Here is an 18,359-nt window from a genome sequence, read left to right on the forward strand (position 1 = left end):
CCCTGGCGGGATGATCACCCCGTCCGGCTCACAGCGGCGAGGACCCGGGCGATATGATCCTCGCTCGCGCCTGGCGGTACATGGATCGCGAGGGCGGCCGTGCGGATCACGATCTCAGCGCCGCCGCCATCAACAGAGCCGGTGCCGCCCGCATCTTCAATCACCGCCGGGACAAAGTCCAGCTTCTTGCCGGCCAAGCGCTTGCTCGGAATGCTGTCATGTCGCCATGCGTAGAGCTGCTGCGGTAGCAGTCCATGCGTTCGCGCAATTTCCGCGATGTTGGCGCCGGGCTCAAAACTCGACGCGATGATCCGTGCCTTGGCCTCGGCCGACCAGCGGCGCCGCATCGGCCCTGCTGGAATGACGTCCATACGCGAGGGTCGCTGACCCTCCTGCCTTTCGAAACCTGTTTCGAATGTTCTTACATCATCGGCCATTACGACACCCCTCAGACGAGGGACGAAACATAGCCAGATCAGCGCCTACGAAAATGTGGGGACGTTTTCGCGCTTACAGTAGCCTGGCAGTGACGACCGAAGGTTTGCCGCTCGGCCTGGCGGCGATCAAGTTCTGGTCACGTAGCAAATTAAAAGGCACCTCGGCGCTTAAGCGTCATATAAATCCGACGAGGGTACCGATCGAAACCAAGGAGAGCATCCGCTGGCTGGAGAATATGCGCGCCTCCACTGCCCTGCTGGGCGAAAGCCAGCGCCTGATCCACATCGGAGATCGCGAAAACGACATTTATAAGTTTTTCTGTGCTGCGCGCGAAGCCGGCACCGATTTCTTAGGTCGTGAACCCATAAACGGGCGTCAGGGGCGAACCTCTTCGCCAGCCGCATAACGTGGTAGATCAGCGGCTGCATCCTTGAAAGCGGAGGTGATCTCGGCCAGGCTGAAGCACCGGTCCCATAGTTCGGTTGCGAGCAGATTGATCGCCGGAGCCAGAACTGGAGTTTCCGGCCACGGATTTGTTTGGTGGAGTTCCTTCAGTGCTACCGAGAAGCGGTAGGCCGCTTCATGGAAGGTGGTCTGCCATGCGTCGTTCGCAGCTTGATCGGGTTCGTCGGTCATCTCGGTACGATACCCTAACCGCACCGCCGTCGGCAGGTCGAGTTAGCAGCCTCACGTTGTATGGGATCGAACCTCGCACTGGAACCGCATTTGAACCCTATAGTTATCTTACCGCGCCAAGCCCTTCGGCGCCCGCCGGAGAGACATCTGTGAAGCAGCGCGACGATTGGCATCTGACTGACGTACTGGATTATGAGCACGGACGGGGGGATCCGTTTGCTGCGGCCGTTCGCGCTACGCGAATGCCGATGGTCATCACCGATCCGGCGCAGGATGATAACCCGATCGTTTTTTGTAACGTCGCCTTCCAAGAGCTAACGGGCTACGCACGCGAGGAAATCATTGGTCGGAACTGTCGGTTTCTGCAGGGACCTGACACAGACCCCGACGCTGTTGCGAGGGTGCGTCGTGCCATCGACCAAGGCCACGATATCGATGTCGATCTGCTAAACTATCGTAAGGACGGCAGCAGATTCTGGAACGCCCTCTATATGTCGCCGGTTCGCGACAAAGACGGGATCATCCGCTTTTTCTTCGCGTCACAGCTCGATGTCACTGAGAGGGTCGAGGCCCATAATATCATCAACCAGCAAAAGGAACTGGTCGAGCAGGAAGTCGAGCGGCGCACCGCAGACCTTCGGGCGGCGCTGGAGGCAAAGACCATCCTGCTTCACGAGGTCGATCACCGCGTAAAAAATAATCTAACGATGATCGGCTCGCTCTTGCGACTGCAAGTCAGGACGATCGAAGATCCGGCAATCATGGCAAAGCTGGATTCCATGCTGGAGCGGGTCGATGCGTTAGCCGTGGTCCATCGCCAGCTTTACCAGTCTTCCGATATAACGAAGTTTGACATCGGTGCTTTCGCAGAAAGCCTCACGCTCGATGTTGTGGGGGCTAGCGGTCGAGCGGATATACAAACCGAAATCGATGCTGGCCCGTTGTTCGTGAACCCTGCGCACGCATCTGCACTCGGCTTGATCCTGAACGAAATCCTGACCAATGCGATCAAGCATGGGTTCGCAAACGGCCGTTCCGGCACGCTGCGATTGTTGGTCAGCGATGATGACGAGCGCGGCGTCATTCGAATTTGCGACGACGGCCCGGGACTGATTTGTCAGAAACGCACTAAGAGTATTGGAATGTCTCTTGTGACAAGGCTTGCCCGTCAGGCGAGCGCGGAAGCTGTCTGGAGCGATGGCGCTCCTGGCACCTGCGTGACTATCACCTTTCCTTACAATGGGACGCCCAAATGACCGATGCCATGAAGGTTCTCATTGTCGAGGATGAAATGCTGCTCGCCATGGATATAGAAGCCATAATCGAGGATAGCGGTCATCAGGTGCTGGGCGAGGCGGCCAGTCTGGAAGAGGTGGAAAGGTTGCCGGATTCTCTCGATCCTCAACTGGCTTTTGTAGATTTGCATCTGGCCAATGGCTCTAATGGTCTCGACGTATGCAAGCTCATCCAGCAGCGGTGGCCTGACGCCTTGGTCGTTTTTGTGACCGCCAATGTCGCACAAATTCCGGAAGATTTTGTAGGTGCCCATGGGGTGATTGCCAAACCATTCTCCCATGCCGGCGTCGTAAACGCGATCCATTATCTCGCCCAAGGCGTTTTTGACCCACCCCCTCATTCTCTCAGACCAGCAAGCCTTATTCCGTCCCCACATCTGGAGCTGCGCTGGGCAGTGATGTAGCTCGGTGCCGGCTTATTGAGTAAGAAGGTCTTTGATCCGCGTAGCGAGCGCTTCCATGGCGAACGGCTTGGTGATGACGTGCATCCCTGGCTCTAGATGACCGTGATTCAGCACGGCATTCTCGGCATAGCCGGTAATGAACAAAATCTTGATGCCAGGGCGGATCGAGCGCACGGCATCGGCTAGCTGGCGGCCATTCATACCCGGTAGGCCGACATCGGTAATGAGAAGATCTATGTGCCGATCCGCCGTCAGCAATTTCAAGGCCGATGGCCCGTCCTCGGCCTCAAGCGCCGTATAGCCAAGGTCGGCAAGGGTTTCAGACACCAGCAGGCGAATAGAAGGCTCGTCATCGACGATTAGCACAGTTTCACCGCTGTCGGTCCGTGGCGCATCGGCCAACTGGTTGGCGACTGGATCATCGATTGCGGCTTGGCTGCTGGCCGGAAGGTAGATGATGACCGACGTGCCGATACCCGGCGTCGAATGTATCCGCACCTGACCGCCGGATTGGCGGGCAAAGCCATAGATCATGGATAGGCCAAGGCCTGTCCCGCTGCCGATCGGCTTCGTTGTAAAGAATGGGTCGAATGCCTTGGCAATGACATCCGGCGTCATGCCGCTGCCGGTGTCACTTACGGAAAGACAAACATAGTGGCCGGGCTCGATGTCGCGTTCGCGCCCAGCCTGAACATCCACTATCCTGTCCTGCGTCTCGATCATGATGCGACCGCCATCCGGCATGGCGTCGCGTGCATTGATGCATAGATTGAGCAGGGCATTCTCAAGCTGGCTTGGATCGACCAGCGTCGAGCTTAAATCTGTGGCCAGCGCGGTTTCTACCAATATCGCCGGTCCTACCGTGCGGCGAACCAATTCCTCCATCCCATATATGAGCGAGTTGGCATCCGTCGCGCGGGGATCAAGCGTCTGCCGACGGCTGAAAGCGAGCAAACGATGCGTGAGTGCCGCAGCCCGCTGCGTGGCCCCTTGTGCAACGTCGATATAGCGATCGACATCGGCGATCCTGCCCTGACCGCGCCGAAGTTTAATCATCTCCAGACTGCCGCTGATCCCGGCCAGCAGATTGTTGAAGTCATGCGCCAAGCCGCCTGTGAGCTGGCCAACCGCCTCCATCTTCTGGCTCTGATGTAGCGCCTCCTGCGCGATCACCAGTTCTACGGTTCGTTCAGCCACCTGTTGTTCGAGAGAGGAGGCCAGTTCCGACAGCTCCCGCTCGGCTCGACGCCGCTCGGTCGCATCCCGGGTCCGCTCGGCCACCTCGCGGACGAAGGCAATATCCTCGTCCGTCCAGTGACGAGGCATGGCGTTATTGACGAAAATCAGGGCGACAAAACCACCCTGCTCAGTCAGCGGCATATTGATGAATGATTGGGCACTGATCGCCTCAAGTACCGCCGAAGTATCTGCGGTCCGGCTATCGAGACGGGAATCATCGACGGTCGCCGTATCGCCACGTTTCAGGTCCTCGATGTAAGACCCATGTTCGCGAAACGCCAAGGTGCCAGCGATGGTGGTAACACCGGGCGCATTCCAGTCTCGCTCAATGGTGATGGTTTCATTGACTGGATCAACGAGACCATAGCCGGCCCGGCTCACCGCCAATGTCGTACCCAATATCTCGGCAGCGACGTAGGAAATATCTGCGCTGTGATCGAGGTCGCGGAACAGGTCGTTGAGACGGACCAGCGCCTGTCGCTTCAACTCGCTTTGCTTAGCGTTTGTGATGTCCATCGAAACCCCGGCAATCCGCACAAGGCGTCCATCGGGATCGAAAAATGGCTGCCCGCGCGAAGACAGCCAATGGAGGCTGCCATCAGGCCAGATGATGCGATATTCCTCGTGATAGTCGCGTTGCTGCCCGCTCGCATCCTCCAGGCTGTCAATCGCACGCTGCCGATCGTCCGGATGGATCGCAGCGATGCGGTCGGCATATGTAAATGGCTGATAAGGATGACGTCCGAAAAGAGATTTGCATTCGTCGGAAGCGGTCAGCGCCTTGCTTTCGACAGCAAAGCTCCACGTACCGAAGCCGCCAGCCCTTAAAGCCAAGGCGAGTTCGCGCTCCTTCTCCTGCTGGGACCGTAGGCGGCTTGTCATCTCCGCCATCAACGCCGCATTGTCACGTTCAAGGCCAAACAGGCGTTCTCGTTGGAGCGTCACATCGACCTGACTGGCGAAGAAATACGCCAATTTCTCATCAGCATCGAAGACTGGCGCCAGCAGCAGCCTGTTCCAGAAAGGGCTTCCGTCCTTGCGATAGTTGAGAATATCGGTCTCTAGCGGCACCACCTGCTCGACTGCATCATGCAAGGCGCGCTGGGTGGCGGGATCAGTGTCCTTACCTTGAAGGAAACGGCAATTGCGCCCAACAATTTCCTCGCGTGCATAGCCTGTAAGCTGACAGAATGAATCGTTAGCGAAGACCACCGGATTATCGGGCAGTCTTGGGTTAGTGATGATCATCGGCATGCGCGTCGCGTGAACGGCCGCGACAAAGGGGTCGGTATGCCGATCCATCCCCGACAACTCGATCGCGATGCGCTGATCGTCGGCAACGCTTTTGCCGGACCGACCGTCCGGGCCATTTCCGTTAGACAAAGAGATTCCTTGGTATCGAGCCTGCTGATTGGCTCTGACCCATACGACAAATAGCGACAGCGTGCACCCGGATTTTGAGGTCAAACCGAGAACGCGGACTGGTTCGCATTTGCTGGGAGATTAAGGTGGTGGCGATGAAGATGGGTAGCTTTGGCTGGTAGGCGACCGTCCGGTTAGGAGCCGGAACGCTGGATTAGCCGATGCTCGCGCGGGTCAGTTGCCGACCAGATATCGCCGTTCCCCTGTAGGAACGCAAACGGCCGAATTTGACATATTCAGACGTTCCTCCAACCTCGCCATTCGCAGCGCGATCACGAAAGCTGCCTCTGGACTTTGGGGGCGACATCATTTCGCATCAGCGGATCAGGAGTAGCGCGCCAGCAATCAAAGCCAGACCAGTCACGATGGCAAGGGCTATTCTGTTTCCTGCCTGAGATATGAAAAGTGACGGATCGGAATAGGCTCGCGCCGCCGAGCTGTTTTCTTCCAGGCGCTGTATGACGGCTCGTAGAAGGCGCGGCGCGTCATCAGTGACTTTCGATATTTCCCACGCCAAGGATGTCAGGATCGGCAGCCAATGCTCCGGAGAGAGCTTTGCCGCAGCCACTTTGGTCGCGGCGCCTTGCATCGCACTGGAGAGATCAAAACCTGGCGCGATCGCGGTCAACACGCCGTCGATGGTAATCAGCGCCTTAAAAATGAGCAGCAGATCAGGCGGCATCAGCAGCCCTTGTTCACGCATCAATGGCAGGAAATCCGCTACCATCGCACTGAGGAGAAGGCGGCCGCCGCCATGGCGCGCCACGAGCCGCTCGGCCGCCTCAACCACCCTTTCGCGCGGAACCTCGCTCCCCGCCGACCAGACCAGTAGAACATCTGCCAGTTGCGCCGGATCTGCGGACGTAAGCGATTGGGTGAAGGCAATGAATTCCTGCCGCCGGCGCGGCGAGACGTGACCGATCATCCCCATGTCCAGAAGGGCGATGCGATTGCCGGGCAGGCATAACAGGTTGCCAGGATGCGGATCGCCATGAAACCGTCCGTTGATCAGCACCATATCGAGGACGATCTCCGCACCCAGCGCGGCGATCGCATTAGGATCGATACCTATGGCAAGCAGCGCTTCAGGATCGCGCGGCGCAATGCCCTCGACATAATCCATCACCAGCAGGGTTTCGCATGACCATTCCCAATGGATTTCGGGGACGGCGACCCGGGGCTCATGCGCGAAATCGCTCCGCAGCCGATCGGCATTTCGGCCCTCATTGGTAAAGTCGAGTTCTTCGAGCACCGCCGCCGTAAGTTGGCGCATCATTGCCACGGGCTGGAACCGCCGCGCCTCTACGCTGACGGCCTCCACAATTTTTGCTGCCTGAGCGATCAGTCGTAGGTCCGCCTCCATCTTCGGGCGGATGCCAGGCCGCTGGATCTTGAGCACGACCTTGCGCCCGTCATGCAGCGTGGCCCGGTGAACCTGCGCTATAGAGGCGGCGGCGAGCGGCTCGGGGTCAAAGCTGAGGAACGCGGCCTCAGGGCCCTCTCCCAGCGCAGCTACGACTGCAGGACGTAGGTCTACAAAGGGAAGAGTCGGCGTCTGGCTATGCAGCTTCTCCAACTCGGCAATCCAATCTGGTGCTAACAAATCGCCGCGCGTCGCCAAAATCTGCCCAAGTTTTATGAAAGTCGGGCCGAGTTCCTCTAGAGCCAGTCGGGTGCGCGTGGGCTGGGCATTGCTCTGCTGCAGCTTGTCCCCTCCCTCTTCACGCTGTGTTAGCCCAAGCCGTGCCAGGATCGTATCGAGGCCAAAGCGCGATGCGATCTGCAAGATTTCGGTTAGGCGAGGACCGTCCCGTCCGGCGAGTATAGGCTTAAACAGCATAGCCGGCGAAACGGATCGTCAAGCCCATCTGTTCCTTTAGAACGGTTATCACGTAATAAGTGGACATATCTGTCTGGCTGCGTCCGCCGCCTAGCGCGGAGTTCGACTAATATGGGCCGCCTTTATCACTCGTCGTTTCAATCCAAAGCCCCATAAATGGCTTTTTCTTCTGGCACCCGTCACTCACGGCCGCGTCCGCGGACGGCGGCTTTGTCCCCAGCCTCGGTCATAAGCGGACTGGCCGCTCATAGGCGCGACATTTCCCCAACTGGACGGCTTGAATGTGCGCTAAGCCGCAGCCAATGCTCCATCCCCACATTAAGCGCCCCCATCCTAAATTTCTCCCCGTCTGGTGACGATCACGCCGACCCGTATCTGTCTCGCAACCCTGTCCTGTCTTCTATCCCAATGTCCGGTTGCCGCCTTGTTCGGCCGCAGCAAGCGCGCTGGATCGCGCTATCTCCAATATGGCTTCCGGCTCTTCGCCCCGACTCGTCACGATTCCCGCCGATGCCGTGACGGTGCCGATCCATTCGCCGGTCCCTCTAAGTCGCAGGCGACGCGCCGCAAAGGCGGTCAAGGCTTCGTCTGCATGTATGCGGGCGGCCATGGCCGAGGCATCGGTGACGACGATCAGAAATTCATTCCCGTTCCAGCGGATTAAATCCTCCTTGGGGAATTCCTGTCGCAAGGTCGCGGCGAAGGCGTTTAGCACATTATCGCCGACATCTCGTCCAAATCTGGCGTTGATGCTGGCCAAATCGTCAATGACGAACATGATCAGGACATAGCTGTGCCCCTCTTTCAAAAGGGGTTCGAGAATGCGCCACGCACCCGTCTGGTTCAGCGCCTTGGTCAGTTCGTCCTGACCGAGATCGGCGCGGAGCTGGCTGGGCAGATTGATGGCATTGCGCAACATCACGAATTCGTCGCGCAGTTCGGCGAGTTCAAGTTCTGCCGCAGACAGGCGTGTGACGAGATTGTCCGTATTGATCAGGGAGCGGTCCGGCTGATTTACGATCTCGCCGACATCGCGACCGAGCGCTTCGGTCAGATCATGCGCATCGGACGTCAACGTCCCCAGTTTCTGTGTCTGGCGTGCGACGGTGCGTTCCCGATGGTCGACCGCGAAGTTGGCATCTTCCGTACCATGACGCTGCATCAGCATCATCATCGCATTCACCGTCAGTCGCAGCCCACCGGATGTCAGATCCTCAACGTCGCGCGCCAGTTTGGATGCGGGGTCCATCACATAGCGAAGCGCCACATCGTAATTTTTGACGGATGGATCGAGCCGATGATGTTCCAGAAAATCCAGAGCGCTTCGCGCTTCTTGGTAATAAGACGTCATGATGCCCTTTGCCAATCCCTCTTCTCGTCAAACACGCACATAACGCAATAGAAACTAACGGCGTTCCGGGTCAACGTCGTTAGGCATGGATGCGGATCGGGCGACGACCGGACCCTTGAGGGTTCAATCGTCGCCCAAAAGGGAGAGCCTAAACTTATGCGCATTTCAAGGGCTTGAGGACGCTGCGCCCATTTTCGGCGAGGATAGGTGCTGGGAGAGCTAGCCGCTCCTATGCCGTCGCCCAGGCCCTTTCGCCATAATAAGCGCTCTCGTCCAATATTCCCTCGCGCTTCGCGACGATCACGCCGTCCAGCACCTGTCCCGCGATGTTGACGGCGGTGCGGCCTATGTCAAGGATGCCTACCGACCTGTTCGAAGCGGTAATCCACAATTTTGGTATCGAGGTGCGATGCATATGCGGCCATGCGGTGGTGTTCGCTGCCAACGGGCTGTGGTGGAGCTTTTATGTAAAGCGCTGGCCCTATCGGTTTTCGGAGGCACGGCGGCGTTTCTGCTGCACTCGGTGTGCGCGGTCATTCGGCCAGCGGGTGAGACCCGATTATTTGGACGCCACTTCGCTGACGCCGACGATCATCCTGCCGATGCCCGACGAGCGCGAATGGAAGCGGATGATACAGAGTATGCGCGGGTAAAAGACCGTAGCTTGAGGAGAGGTTTGTGGAAACGAACGAAAAAGGTGAAGGCTTTGGGGGCTGGCTGCTTATGCAGGTTGGACGTGACGGCTGGATCGGGACGCTCGCCAAACAGGCGAAGGGCGACCCTACATTCCGGAAGGGGGCAACGCCGGAAGATCTACGAAAACGTCTCCAGAGTGCAGGGGCAGAAGGCGACAGCTTCGAAGCGCTGGATGATGCTGAGGCAGAATGGCGGAACCATGCCTGATCTACGGCGTATGAGAAAACGGGAACACGGCATCTCGTTCCCGAGTGGATAAGGACACTGCCCCGCCTTCGACCCTAGGGCGGGGCACTTTTTTGTATGGGCGGCTCGATACCGTCGTAACGAGCCGCCCACCGTGCTCATCACGGCGTTCCAAACGTAGCCATTTCATAAGCATATACTAGACGTCCCGCACGCGCTGCTGGCGGAAAATTACCGTCACGGAACAACCTCAGACTTTCACTCGTGAGCCAGTTCGCCCGCCTCGACATTACGCTTGCGCGGTCGTGAGTGAATGCGCTTCGAAGGCCGACATCGCCAGGTGCACTTTGCCGTCCTCGACGCGATCCACGTTTTCGATATCTAGGTAGTGATGGATGCCGTCCGCAGAGTCGGATTTCGTCAACTTGATGCGATCGCCGTCCACGCTGTCGACCGTACCGACATGATCACCTTCCGAGCCGACGATTTCCATATGCTCGTTGATTTCGTTTTCGAAAGGCATCGTCTGATCTCCTGGTATGTGAACGACCCGAACGAACGAGCAGGCAAGCCGATCCCCGGTCATTTCGAAGCTCTCCAATGCCAGCGTGGTTCATGCCAACCTGCAGAAGATACTTCCCGAGGATGAGAAACCAGAGCCGCCGAAAAAGCTGTGCAGCCGTCTCAACGGCACCCGTTTAGCGTTTCATACGAGGTTCGGTAGTAATCTTCCTTAGGTTAACTCCGCACGCCAATATCCCGCCACTGCTTCCAACTCACTTGGTCCTGCTGCCGAAACGCATGACCTCCGACCCTTTGCGTTCCCTCGTATCCTTTGCTGCGCTGCAGAAATTGGGGGCTTAGAAAAGGCGAGGATCTATGGGAAATTTATTCGATCGTGCTTATTATCGACAGAAATACGATCAAAATCTCAGAATGGCGGAGCAAGCCCAGGCAGATAACATCCGCGACGTTCATCTAAAACTTTCTGAATTTTACGCTGTCGCGCTTGCGGTAGCAGACGAATGTGAGGAGACAAAGCTTCTCGCGGCAAGCTGCGGTAGGTAAAGCGCCTATACCGTCAGCCGCGTTTTCTGTCTTGCGTCACAGCTAAGAGCCCTCTCTGATTGGGGCCCTTTGGGTCAAGCTTCCTCGATTACGTGATCGTTCCCATGGATCACTCGCTTCTCTCCGCGGTCAGCGCAAGGCCGCCGCATAATGGGGTCATGGAGAGCAAGGCGTCTCAATCTGTTTCGCGACCTTCAGCTGGGCTGAGGTTCCGGACTCTAAGCGAGATCGTCTTGCCCTTCGTCCCCATGGGAACGACGCTACCCGTCTTCTCAGGCGGGATTCTGATTGTGCCTCCTCATGCTGCCTGGCCTGCAGGAACCTTCCCCAGCGGAACTCGGTCTGATCGCTCCACATGCGATGCAGGATCACTGCGAGCTTACGGGCGACAGCGACGCGGGCCTTTGCCATCCCCCGCCGCTTGGCAATACCCATGCCCCAGGCCTTGAGCGCCGACCATTTCTTGCATCGGGTCAACAACGTATGGGCTGCCTCGTAAAGCAATGTGCGCGCGAGTTCATCGCCGCACCGGCTGACGCGTCCCTGCACATCTGTTTCACCTGATTGATATCGCCTTGGAGTCAGGCCAAGGTGGGCACCGACATCGCGAGATCGTCGGAAGCGGTCAGGTCGATCCACCGTCGCGCGAAAGGCGAGCGCCGTCAGCGGCCCCACGCCGGGCACGGTCATCAACTGTCGGCAGATCGGTTCAACTCGAACAGCCTCAAGAACACGGCGGGTCAGCCGTTCAAGGTGGCAGTGCATGGCGGCGATGATGGCCAGCAAGGGTTCTGTAATATCCGCCAGCGAAGGATCGGTTTCAGCGAGTTCGCGCACCCGCGTGGCGAACAGCTTGCGCCCTGGAGCTCCCACTTTGAGCCCGCTTTCGCGTAGTACGGCGCGCACCGCATTCTCCATGTCCCGCACTTTGCAGAGCACCGTCCGGCGCGCCACCAGTAATGAGCGAGACATCCGTGACGGAGCACTCTTGACGTGAACCTGTCGATACCAGCCCGTGCGGATGATTTGCGCTAATCCCCGCGCGTCATTGCGGTCAGTCTTGTTCGGCATTGCTCCCATGGCCGCTTTTGCCTGTCGTGTTTCAATGCACAACACCGGCAAGCCGGACCGAGCCATGCCCTGATGAAGCCACGCCGATTGCGAACAGGCCTCCAGTCCGATCCGCACCATCGGCAAAGCAATGCTGTTGAACGCTGATATCAAGCTTTCAGGATCGCTGGGCGCGCGTAGCTCGCGTACGATCGCGCCCGTCTCATCGACAATACAGATGGCCGTCTCTTCCAACGAAACATCCAATCCGGCATAGTAGTTCACGGTTGCTTCTCCTCATGGTTGTGGCCGCTCGATACGGACCACGTTCTACCATTTGCGAGGAGCAGCCACATCTCCGACTCGGTGACGAGCCCCAATCACCCCATCTGATTCAGAAGTTCGTCAAATTTGACAGTACCTTGCGGTTCTGCGCGTGAGCATGCGGATTGAAGCGATGAGAGCCCAGGCGGTCGATGAGGCGATGGACCTTTCCCAATCTTTGGCGAGCCGTCGGCAACGCCCGAGCCATGCGAAGGTTCGCTCGACAACCCATCGGCGGGGTAGCACCTCGAAACCCTTGGCTTTGTCGGAACGCTTGATGATTTCGATCGTCCACTTTCCCATGCCGACGAGCGCCGACCGTAACTTTTCACCCGCATAGCCGCCGTCGGCGAACACATGGCGCAGCCAGGGGAAACGGGTCCGGATTGCGGCCAGCACATCGACAGCTCCATCGCGATCCTGAATGTCGGCAGCGTGGACGAGGATGAAGATCAGAAAACCGCAGGTGTCTGTCAGAATGTGCCGTTTGCGGCCTTTGACCTTCTTAACCGCGTCAAAGGCCGAAATTCCGCCACTTTCCGTGGTCTTCACCGACTGGCTATCGATCACTCCAGCGCTGGGCGAGGCTTCACGTCCTTCGATTTCCCGCAAGTTCATAACCAACACGGTGTTGATGGCTTCGAACAGACTAGCATTGCGCCAGGCGTAGAAGTAGCGGTGGACAGTCGACACCGGAGGAAAGCATTTTGGTAGAAGCCGCCACGCGCACCCGCTCGCGGCTACATGCAACATCGCGTTGAGGACTTCGCGCATGTCTGCCGTTCGAGGTCGGCCTCCACGCCTTGCCGGAGGCACGAATGGCGCTGCCAACGCCCACTCAACATCGGTCATATCCGATGGATATCGCAGTCCCTCCCGGCTATGCTCGCGCCGGGCAATACCAGTCCATGTCACGATCCACTCCATCTCTTCGCAAAGAGGCGTGAATCACAACATGCTGGTATTGCTCAACAACTTTCGGATCGGGCTCTAAACGTCGTCGACCTGGCCGTTGGGTCGGCGCCTCACAACTCTGACGACACCTTTCACATTATGTGATGAAGGACTATCTGCGTGGCGATCCTGCCATGATTCGCGTCGCGGCGTCCGGCAGGGTTTCTAGGTCATGTGCAGTGGCCGAATGGCCCTAGCGTGTCTGCACGAACATATGCGCTAGGGTCGCTCAATGGTAAGACGACTGAGGCAGATTTCCTCCATAGCCGTGGGATGCAGTCTTATGATCTTATCTGCCCGATGGCCGATCGACCCAATCACAGCATGGCCAATATCTTATGACCCTTACTGATCAAGAACTGTTGGCGTGCGCCGAATACATGATCGCAGTTCATGGCGAAGAGGCGTACGCCAGAGCTATGGCCTTGGCTGCCGAATTGGCCAATGAAGACAGTCCAGTGGCAGCAAAGATGTGGCGCGACATCGGTGGACGCATCCTAACCCGGCGTTACAATTAGCTATGAATGAAGGCGGACGGTGCGACGAAAAGCCCGAAAAATGGCCCTTTCTTCAAAAAGCGGCTCGCTGCCATCGCAGCGAGCCGCCCGCCACGCAGTCCAGTGGCAAAATGGAACATACTCGTTTCGTAAACGTAATCCATTGGCCCCGTGCGGCTTTAAGCCAGAACCAATAGCGCGGGGCACCCTTACCACATATTTATAGGGCAAATTCGAGCCATGGTTGCGGTGGCGACCTGCTCTATTGTTCGAGCTGCCTCGCAGTTTGCGTATGGCCCAACGGTCGTACTCACTGAGCGCAAGACATGCCGCCGGAATGAGGCGGCGTATCACAGCAGTATCTTCTTCAGGCGGGCGAGATAGGTTCGTTGCAGCACTAGCCCCTCATCACCACCCTGCACCAACCCGCATTCCGTCGCCACATCGTCAAGATCGGCGGCGGCGCTGATCTTCTTACGCTGCCAGTACGAACAGGCGATCAGCAGCCCGGTATGAGGTTCGGCCACAAGATCGGGCCGGGCAACCACGTCCCCTCCGGTCACGCCATGCGCAATGATATAGTTTTCCTCACCGGTCAGCATAGTCATATGGCTCCGGTGAGGGCCGCCTTGCGGTGATCGGCTGATATTTTGACATGGCATCGGTGCAAGCGCCGGTGTTTGCACCGATACTAAGGACGGTGCGATGAGTCAGATCACGGTAATTTCGGGGCCGGAGCGGCGGCGGGTATGGACCGACCAGCAGAAGCGCGAACTGGTCGCGGCGGTTTCGGCGCCCGGTGCGAACGTGGCGGAGATCGCCCGCCGTGCCGATCTGCGGCCGAACCAGATCTACAGATGGCGGCGGCAGATGTCCGCGAATTTCATAAAAGCCGCCGCCGGCGAACGCAGGAGGTAGCCAGCAGCGGGCCAAGCTGGAACGCCGGCACCGCGACGCGGCCGCCAAGGTCGATCGCTTAGTGAATGCAATCGCGGACGGCGGCGATGAGTTTGTCGAGATCCGCGCAATTCTGTCGAAAGCCCGGAATGATCGCGACGCGATCGCGCAGCAGCTGGCCGACCTGGAAGCCTGCCCGGTCATCACCCTGCATCCCGGCATCGCCAACGACTATCGCGCGCAGATCGAAGTGCTAACCGAAGCGCTGAGCAGCAACGACCATGCAGTGCAGGAGGCGATCCCTAAGCTGCGCGCCCTGATCGGCGGCGTCACAGTCTATCCGCCTGAGGGCCGCCGGGGCGTTGAGGTGGAAGCTACCGGTCGGTCGCGAATATGCTGGCGCTGCCCACCGGCCAGGACTTGCACGCGTCGATGTATATTAACGCTGGAGCGGGTAGCGGGGATCGAACCCGCATCACAAGCTTGGACGGTGTATGAAGTCGCGGATTTTCGTCAGTTTCCCACCACGCGTTATGGCACATTAGCAGATCATATCGAAAGCAATCAGAAGCCTTTCCGCACCGTCACCGCAGCCGTCACCTGTCCCTCATCATCAGCGCATGAGCGGGCAGTCGGCAACATACTTCACTGCTAAATAGTGAGGGGCCCCATCCAGCCGGCTAGAGCCCGCCGACCACGAACGCCAGCGGGCCATTTTGGTCATGTATCCAGATCAGAAGTAGAAGATGACACCGGCCATGGGCCGGAAGCTGTCCCAATCAAGTTCCTCCAAAACCCGTCGCGTGCGCGATGGCTGGTCGTTGCTCTTCTGCAAATTGTCCCAGCACTCCTCACGTTGTGCGAGCCCGATTTGTGTGGGAATTGTGTTAAGACCAAAGCGCGATGCGACTTCCAGAATTTCAGTTAGGCGAGCGCCGTCCCTTCCGGCCGCGAGTATAATTTCAACAGCATGGTCGGTAAAACGGGTCGTCGTCCGCTTCTGTTCCTCTATGACGGTTATCAAAAAAACCGTTCATGCTCATTATTGTTTCGGTTTCATCAACCGCTTCGAAGTGGATGCCGCGCAAAGTCAGCTCATACGGGATCATTACGCGATCGCAGCGAAATTTTTCGGCATATGATGCTCATTAACTTCTGCGTTTACCAAACCGTAAACAGGCGATGCTAAATGTTGGCTATGGATTTCTCGAACACCTTCGCCAATACTTCTAACGAGGCAGAACGGCTCACGACGCTGCGGAAACTGGATATTCTTGATACACCGCCCGAACGGGATTTTGACGAAATCACGCGACTCGCCGCAACCGCGCTTGGAGTTGCGAGCGCAGCGGTCAGTTTGATCGATGACCAGCGGCAATGGTTCAAGTCGCGCCACGGCATCCCCTTCGCCGAAACCCCTCGCGACGTCGCCTTCTGCACGCACACGATCGCTTCGCGCGAAATCCTGATTGTAACCGATGCCGCGCACGATGATCGTTTCAGCGGGAATCCGCTGGTCACTCAGGAAGATGGCATCCGCTTTTATGCCGGCGTGCCGCTGATCGTCAGTTCCGGCTACTGCGTGGGCACTTTGTGCGTATTTGACCCTGTTGCACGTGCTGGCCTCACAAACGAACAGCGCGCGATGCTTCTCGACCTGGCCATGCTCGCTACCGATCTTATCGAATCCCGCCAGCATCGCCGCATGGGCGAGATCGCGGCGCGCGTGGTCGAGGCGACGTCCGATGCGGTCGTGGCCGCCGATCAGAGTGGGGCCATCGTATACTGGAATCCGGCGGCAGCGCGTATGTTCGGACGGGAGCACGAAGAAGCGATCGGCCGTAATTTCGAGTTTATTATTCCGGATCGCCTCGCCGCAGGGTATCGCGATATACTCGCGCGCGCGATAGCCGATACAAGTACGCGGCTTGTAGGCAGTTCAGTGGAGCTCGTAGGCATGCGCGCCGACGGTGGGGAATTTCCGGTCGAGCTTTCCCTCGCATCTTGGGGTGTCGCGGCACGCGACACCGGCTTCGCTGCGATCATCCGAGATACTAGTAGACGTAAGGAAATCGAGCGCAAGGGCGAGAATACCAAAAATTTCCTGGACACTGTCATTCGCAATCTTCCGGCGATGCTTTTCGTCAAGGATGCGGAAACACGCCAATATCTTATGCTAAACCAAGCGGGTGAAGCCGCGATTGGTAAGACCGCGCAAGAAATCATTGGCCATACCGATCGTGAACTCTTTCAGAGCTATGGCGAGAGCTACGAACAGCGCGATAGCGAGGCGGTTGCGGCGTCCTCAGCGCTGACATTCGAAAGCGAGTTCGTCCGTGAGAACGGTGAGTCCGTTCATCTTCGCACCACCAGAACAGTGATCGATGGACCCGATCGTCCTCGTCAATTTATTCTCGGTGTCTCGGAAGACGTCACCGCCACTCGCCTCGCCGAAGCGCAGGTGCTCAAACTGGCCCATTATGACGCGCTGACCGGCCTGCTCAATCGCGCCAGCTTCACCGATCGATTCCATCGTCTGGTTCAGGACGCCGAAAATTTTGCACTTCTTACGATCGATCTGGACCGGTTCAAGATGGTCAATGACCAGTTCGGCCACCCAGTTGGCGATGATGTGCTCATGCAAGTCGGTGATCGCCTTCGTACTGCTGTCGGAGAAGACGGCTGGATTGCGCGGATCGGCGGCGATGAGTTTGTGGTGGTTCTGACCAGCGGTCAGCTGCGCGAGCGATCAGGGACCATCGCCGCAGCGATCATCGCCGATATCGCACGGCCATTCGCAACGGAGAAATGTGTCGCACACGCCGGCGCCTCGATCGGCATTGTCCTGGCGCCCGATGACGGTACGACCACTGCTCAGCTCCGAGAGAATGTTGATCTCGCGCTCTACCGGGCCAAACAAATCGGCAAGGGTAATGCCTGCTTCTTCAATGCGGAGATGGATGCTGCTGCCCAAGACCGTCGCATGCTGGAGAAGGACCTTTGGGCTTCAGTCGTCGCGGGCGATATCGCCCTTGCGTACCAGCCGGTGCTGGCAGCGAAGACAGGACAGATCACCAGTGTCGAAGCACTCGCTCGCTGGACCCACGCGGAGCGTGGGCCGATACGGCCGGATATCTTCATACCGCTGGCCGAGGAATGCGGCCTTATCGACACGCTGGGTGAACAGCTGTTACGACGAGCGTGCCACGACGCGCAGACTTGGCCCGATCATGTGCGAGTTGCCGTCAATCTGTCACCGCTCCAGTTCTTGTCGGGCAAGCTCATCCAGACCGTCCGCGATGCCATTGCGACATCACGAATCCGCGCCGATCGACTCCAGCTCGAAGTAACCGAGGGCCTTGTCATCCGCGACGTCGAGCGAACCTTCGAGCAGCTGGAGCAGCTGCGCGCGCTCGGCATCCAGGTTCTAATCGATGATTTTGGGGTGGGCTACTCCTCGCTCAGCTATTTCCAGCGTTTCCCCTTCGACAAGGTCAAGCTCGACAAAAGCTTCGTCGACGAGATCGCGACGTCGCGCGCGGCGAAAGCTATCGTCAAGGCCGTAGTCGGTCTGGGCGAAGAACTGGACATGGGCGTGGTTGCCGAAGGTGTCGAGACCGAGGAGCAAATGCAACTCCTTGTCGCCAGCGGGTGTACGCATTTGCAGGGCTATTTTTTTAGCCGTCCGGTGTCTGCAGATGCGATGCGGACCATATTAGGTGTAGTGTCCGATACCGCGACGAGCGGTTCGGCAGCAGCCTAGCGCCACTGATCGGACACTATAGCGCTGGCGTCAGACTAATGACCGCGACGATTACGCTGCATTTCCCCATCGCTGTGGCCATGAGCGGTGGCGCCCAGGCCCCATGTCCAAGATGAGGCAGCATCGCGCTGACTGCGAGCAGGCATGCTACCAATAACAGAACGGCGCTCTAGCGATAGGCAGGCCTAGTTGCTGATAGGACCGTAGGCGCCGTCGGCAAAGAGGTGCTTGAGCCACGGCCAGCGTTTGCGGATCGCAGTGACGATGGTCTGGGCGCCGGCGCTATCGGAGATGTCGGC

Annotated in this window: 17 protein-coding genes and 2 pseudogenes; 8 read left to right on the plus strand and 11 right to left on the minus strand. The window is 58.2% G+C overall.

Annotation, left to right across the window (positions count from 1 at the left end):
* Nucleotides 1–14: 14 nt before the first annotated feature.
* On the minus strand, nt 15–437 hold the full coding sequence (locus tag BMX92_RS24095; RefSeq protein ID WP_093021397.1) for an IS66-like element accessory protein TnpA: 423 nt from the start codon (nt 435–437) through the stop codon (nt 15–17).
* Between the two features lie 89 nt (nt 438–526).
* Between BMX92_RS24095 and BMX92_RS24100 the strand changes: the two genes are divergently transcribed.
* On the plus strand, nt 527–844 hold the full coding sequence (locus BMX92_RS24100) for a hypothetical protein (RefSeq protein WP_093021400.1): 318 nt from the start codon (nt 527–529) through the stop codon (nt 842–844).
* On the opposite strand, the gene BMX92_RS24105 is transcribed toward BMX92_RS24100, so the two are convergent.
* Nucleotides 814–1,074 (minus strand): hypothetical protein, encoded by a 261-nt coding sequence (locus BMX92_RS24105; RefSeq protein WP_093021403.1) that lies wholly within the window; start codon nt 1,072–1,074, stop codon nt 814–816. The two genes, BMX92_RS24100 and BMX92_RS24105, sit on opposite strands and share 31 nt — an antisense overlap.
* A 149-nt stretch (nt 1,075–1,223) precedes the next feature.
* Between BMX92_RS24105 and BMX92_RS24110 the strand changes: the two genes are divergently transcribed.
* Both BMX92_RS24110 and BMX92_RS24115 read left to right on the plus strand, forming a co-directional pair.
* The gene (locus BMX92_RS24110) at nt 1,224–2,330 is read left to right on the plus strand and encodes a PAS domain-containing protein (protein WP_093021406.1); all 1,107 of its coding nucleotides are present in this window, start codon (nt 1,224–1,226) and stop codon (nt 2,328–2,330) included.
* A complete protein-coding gene (locus BMX92_RS24115; protein WP_093021409.1) occupies nt 2,327–2,773 on the plus strand; it encodes a response regulator in 447 nt (148 codons plus the stop codon). The genes BMX92_RS24110 and BMX92_RS24115 overlap by 4 nt, the downstream gene beginning before the upstream one ends.
* A 12-nt stretch (nt 2,774–2,785) precedes the next feature.
* Here the strand turns inward: BMX92_RS24115 and BMX92_RS24120 are convergent, their stop codons facing one another.
* The 4 genes from BMX92_RS24120 to BMX92_RS24135 form a co-directional block, all read right to left on the minus strand.
* Nucleotides 2,786–5,314 (minus strand): PAS domain-containing protein, encoded by a 2,529-nt coding sequence (locus BMX92_RS24120; RefSeq protein ID WP_093021444.1) that lies wholly within the window; start codon nt 5,312–5,314, stop codon nt 2,786–2,788.
* 436 nt (nt 5,315–5,750) lie between these two features.
* A complete protein-coding gene (locus BMX92_RS24125) occupies nt 5,751–7,274 on the minus strand; it encodes an ABC1 kinase family protein (protein ID WP_093021412.1) in 1,524 nt (507 codons plus the stop codon).
* Between the two features lie 400 nt (nt 7,275–7,674).
* The gene (locus BMX92_RS24130) at nt 7,675–8,625 is read right to left on the minus strand and encodes a GGDEF domain-containing protein (protein WP_143066887.1); all 951 of its coding nucleotides are present in this window, start codon (nt 8,623–8,625) and stop codon (nt 7,675–7,677) included.
* A 229-nt stretch (nt 8,626–8,854) separates the two neighbouring features.
* The gene (locus BMX92_RS24135) at nt 8,855–9,040 is read right to left on the minus strand and encodes a hypothetical protein (RefSeq protein WP_143066888.1); all 186 of its coding nucleotides are present in this window, start codon (nt 9,038–9,040) and stop codon (nt 8,855–8,857) included.
* Between the two features lie 263 nt (nt 9,041–9,303).
* On the opposite strand from BMX92_RS24135, the gene BMX92_RS24140 reads away from it, so the two are divergent.
* Nucleotides 9,304–9,528, plus strand: a complete 225-nt coding sequence (locus tag BMX92_RS24140; protein WP_177185240.1) for a hypothetical protein — start codon at nt 9,304–9,306, stop codon at nt 9,526–9,528.
* A gap of 268 nt (nt 9,529–9,796) precedes the next feature.
* Here the strand turns inward: BMX92_RS24140 and BMX92_RS24145 are convergent, their stop codons facing one another.
* From BMX92_RS24145 to BMX92_RS24155, 3 genes and pseudogenes are all read right to left on the minus strand, one after another.
* Nucleotides 9,797–10,030 carry a DUF2171 domain-containing protein gene (locus BMX92_RS24145; protein WP_093021421.1) on the minus strand — a complete coding sequence of 78 codons (234 nt, stop codon included), beginning with the start codon at nt 10,028–10,030 and terminating at the stop codon, nt 9,797–9,799.
* Between the two features lie 866 nt (nt 10,031–10,896).
* Nucleotides 10,897–11,910 (minus strand): annotated as a pseudogene (locus BMX92_RS24150) (IS110 family transposase); the annotation flags it as partial.
* 120 nt (nt 11,911–12,030) lie between these two features.
* Nucleotides 12,031–12,876 (minus strand): IS5 family transposase, encoded by an 846-nt coding sequence (locus BMX92_RS24155; RefSeq protein WP_177185241.1) that lies wholly within the window; start codon nt 12,874–12,876, stop codon nt 12,031–12,033.
* A gap of 365 nt (nt 12,877–13,241) precedes the next feature.
* Here BMX92_RS24155 and BMX92_RS24160 point away from each other — a divergent pair, with 365 nt between their 5' ends.
* The gene (locus BMX92_RS24160; protein WP_093021424.1) at nt 13,242–13,421 is read left to right on the plus strand and encodes a hypothetical protein; all 180 of its coding nucleotides are present in this window, start codon (nt 13,242–13,244) and stop codon (nt 13,419–13,421) included.
* 329 nt (nt 13,422–13,750) lie between these two features.
* Here the strand turns inward: BMX92_RS24160 and BMX92_RS24165 are convergent, their stop codons facing one another.
* Nucleotides 13,751–14,008, minus strand: a complete 258-nt coding sequence (locus BMX92_RS24165; RefSeq protein ID WP_143066889.1) for a hypothetical protein — start codon at nt 14,006–14,008, stop codon at nt 13,751–13,753.
* 97 nt (nt 14,009–14,105) lie between these two features.
* On the opposite strand from BMX92_RS24165, the gene BMX92_RS24170 reads away from it, so the two are divergent.
* From BMX92_RS24170 to BMX92_RS24185, 3 genes are all read left to right on the plus strand, one after another.
* Nucleotides 14,106–14,318: a transposase gene (locus BMX92_RS24170; RefSeq protein ID WP_177185242.1), complete on the plus strand. Its 213-nt coding sequence runs from the start codon at nt 14,106–14,108 to the stop codon at nt 14,316–14,318.
* A 61-nt stretch (nt 14,319–14,379) separates the two neighbouring features.
* Entirely contained in the window at nt 14,380–14,952 is a 573-nt protein-coding gene (locus BMX92_RS24175) for a hypothetical protein (protein ID WP_093021430.1), read from the plus strand.
* 534 nt (nt 14,953–15,486) lie between these two features.
* On the plus strand, nt 15,487–18,060 hold the full coding sequence (locus BMX92_RS24185; RefSeq protein ID WP_256213589.1) for a sensor domain-containing phosphodiesterase: 2,574 nt from the start codon (nt 15,487–15,489) through the stop codon (nt 18,058–18,060).
* Between the two features lie 203 nt (nt 18,061–18,263).
* Here BMX92_RS24185 and BMX92_RS27120 read toward each other — a convergent pair.
* Nucleotides 18,264–18,359, minus strand: a pseudogene (locus BMX92_RS27120) (IS5/IS1182 family transposase); the annotation flags it as partial.

The organism is Sphingobium sp. YR768 (assembly GCF_900111125.1).
Taxonomy (GTDB): domain Bacteria; phylum Pseudomonadota; class Alphaproteobacteria; order Sphingomonadales; family Sphingomonadaceae; genus Sphingobium.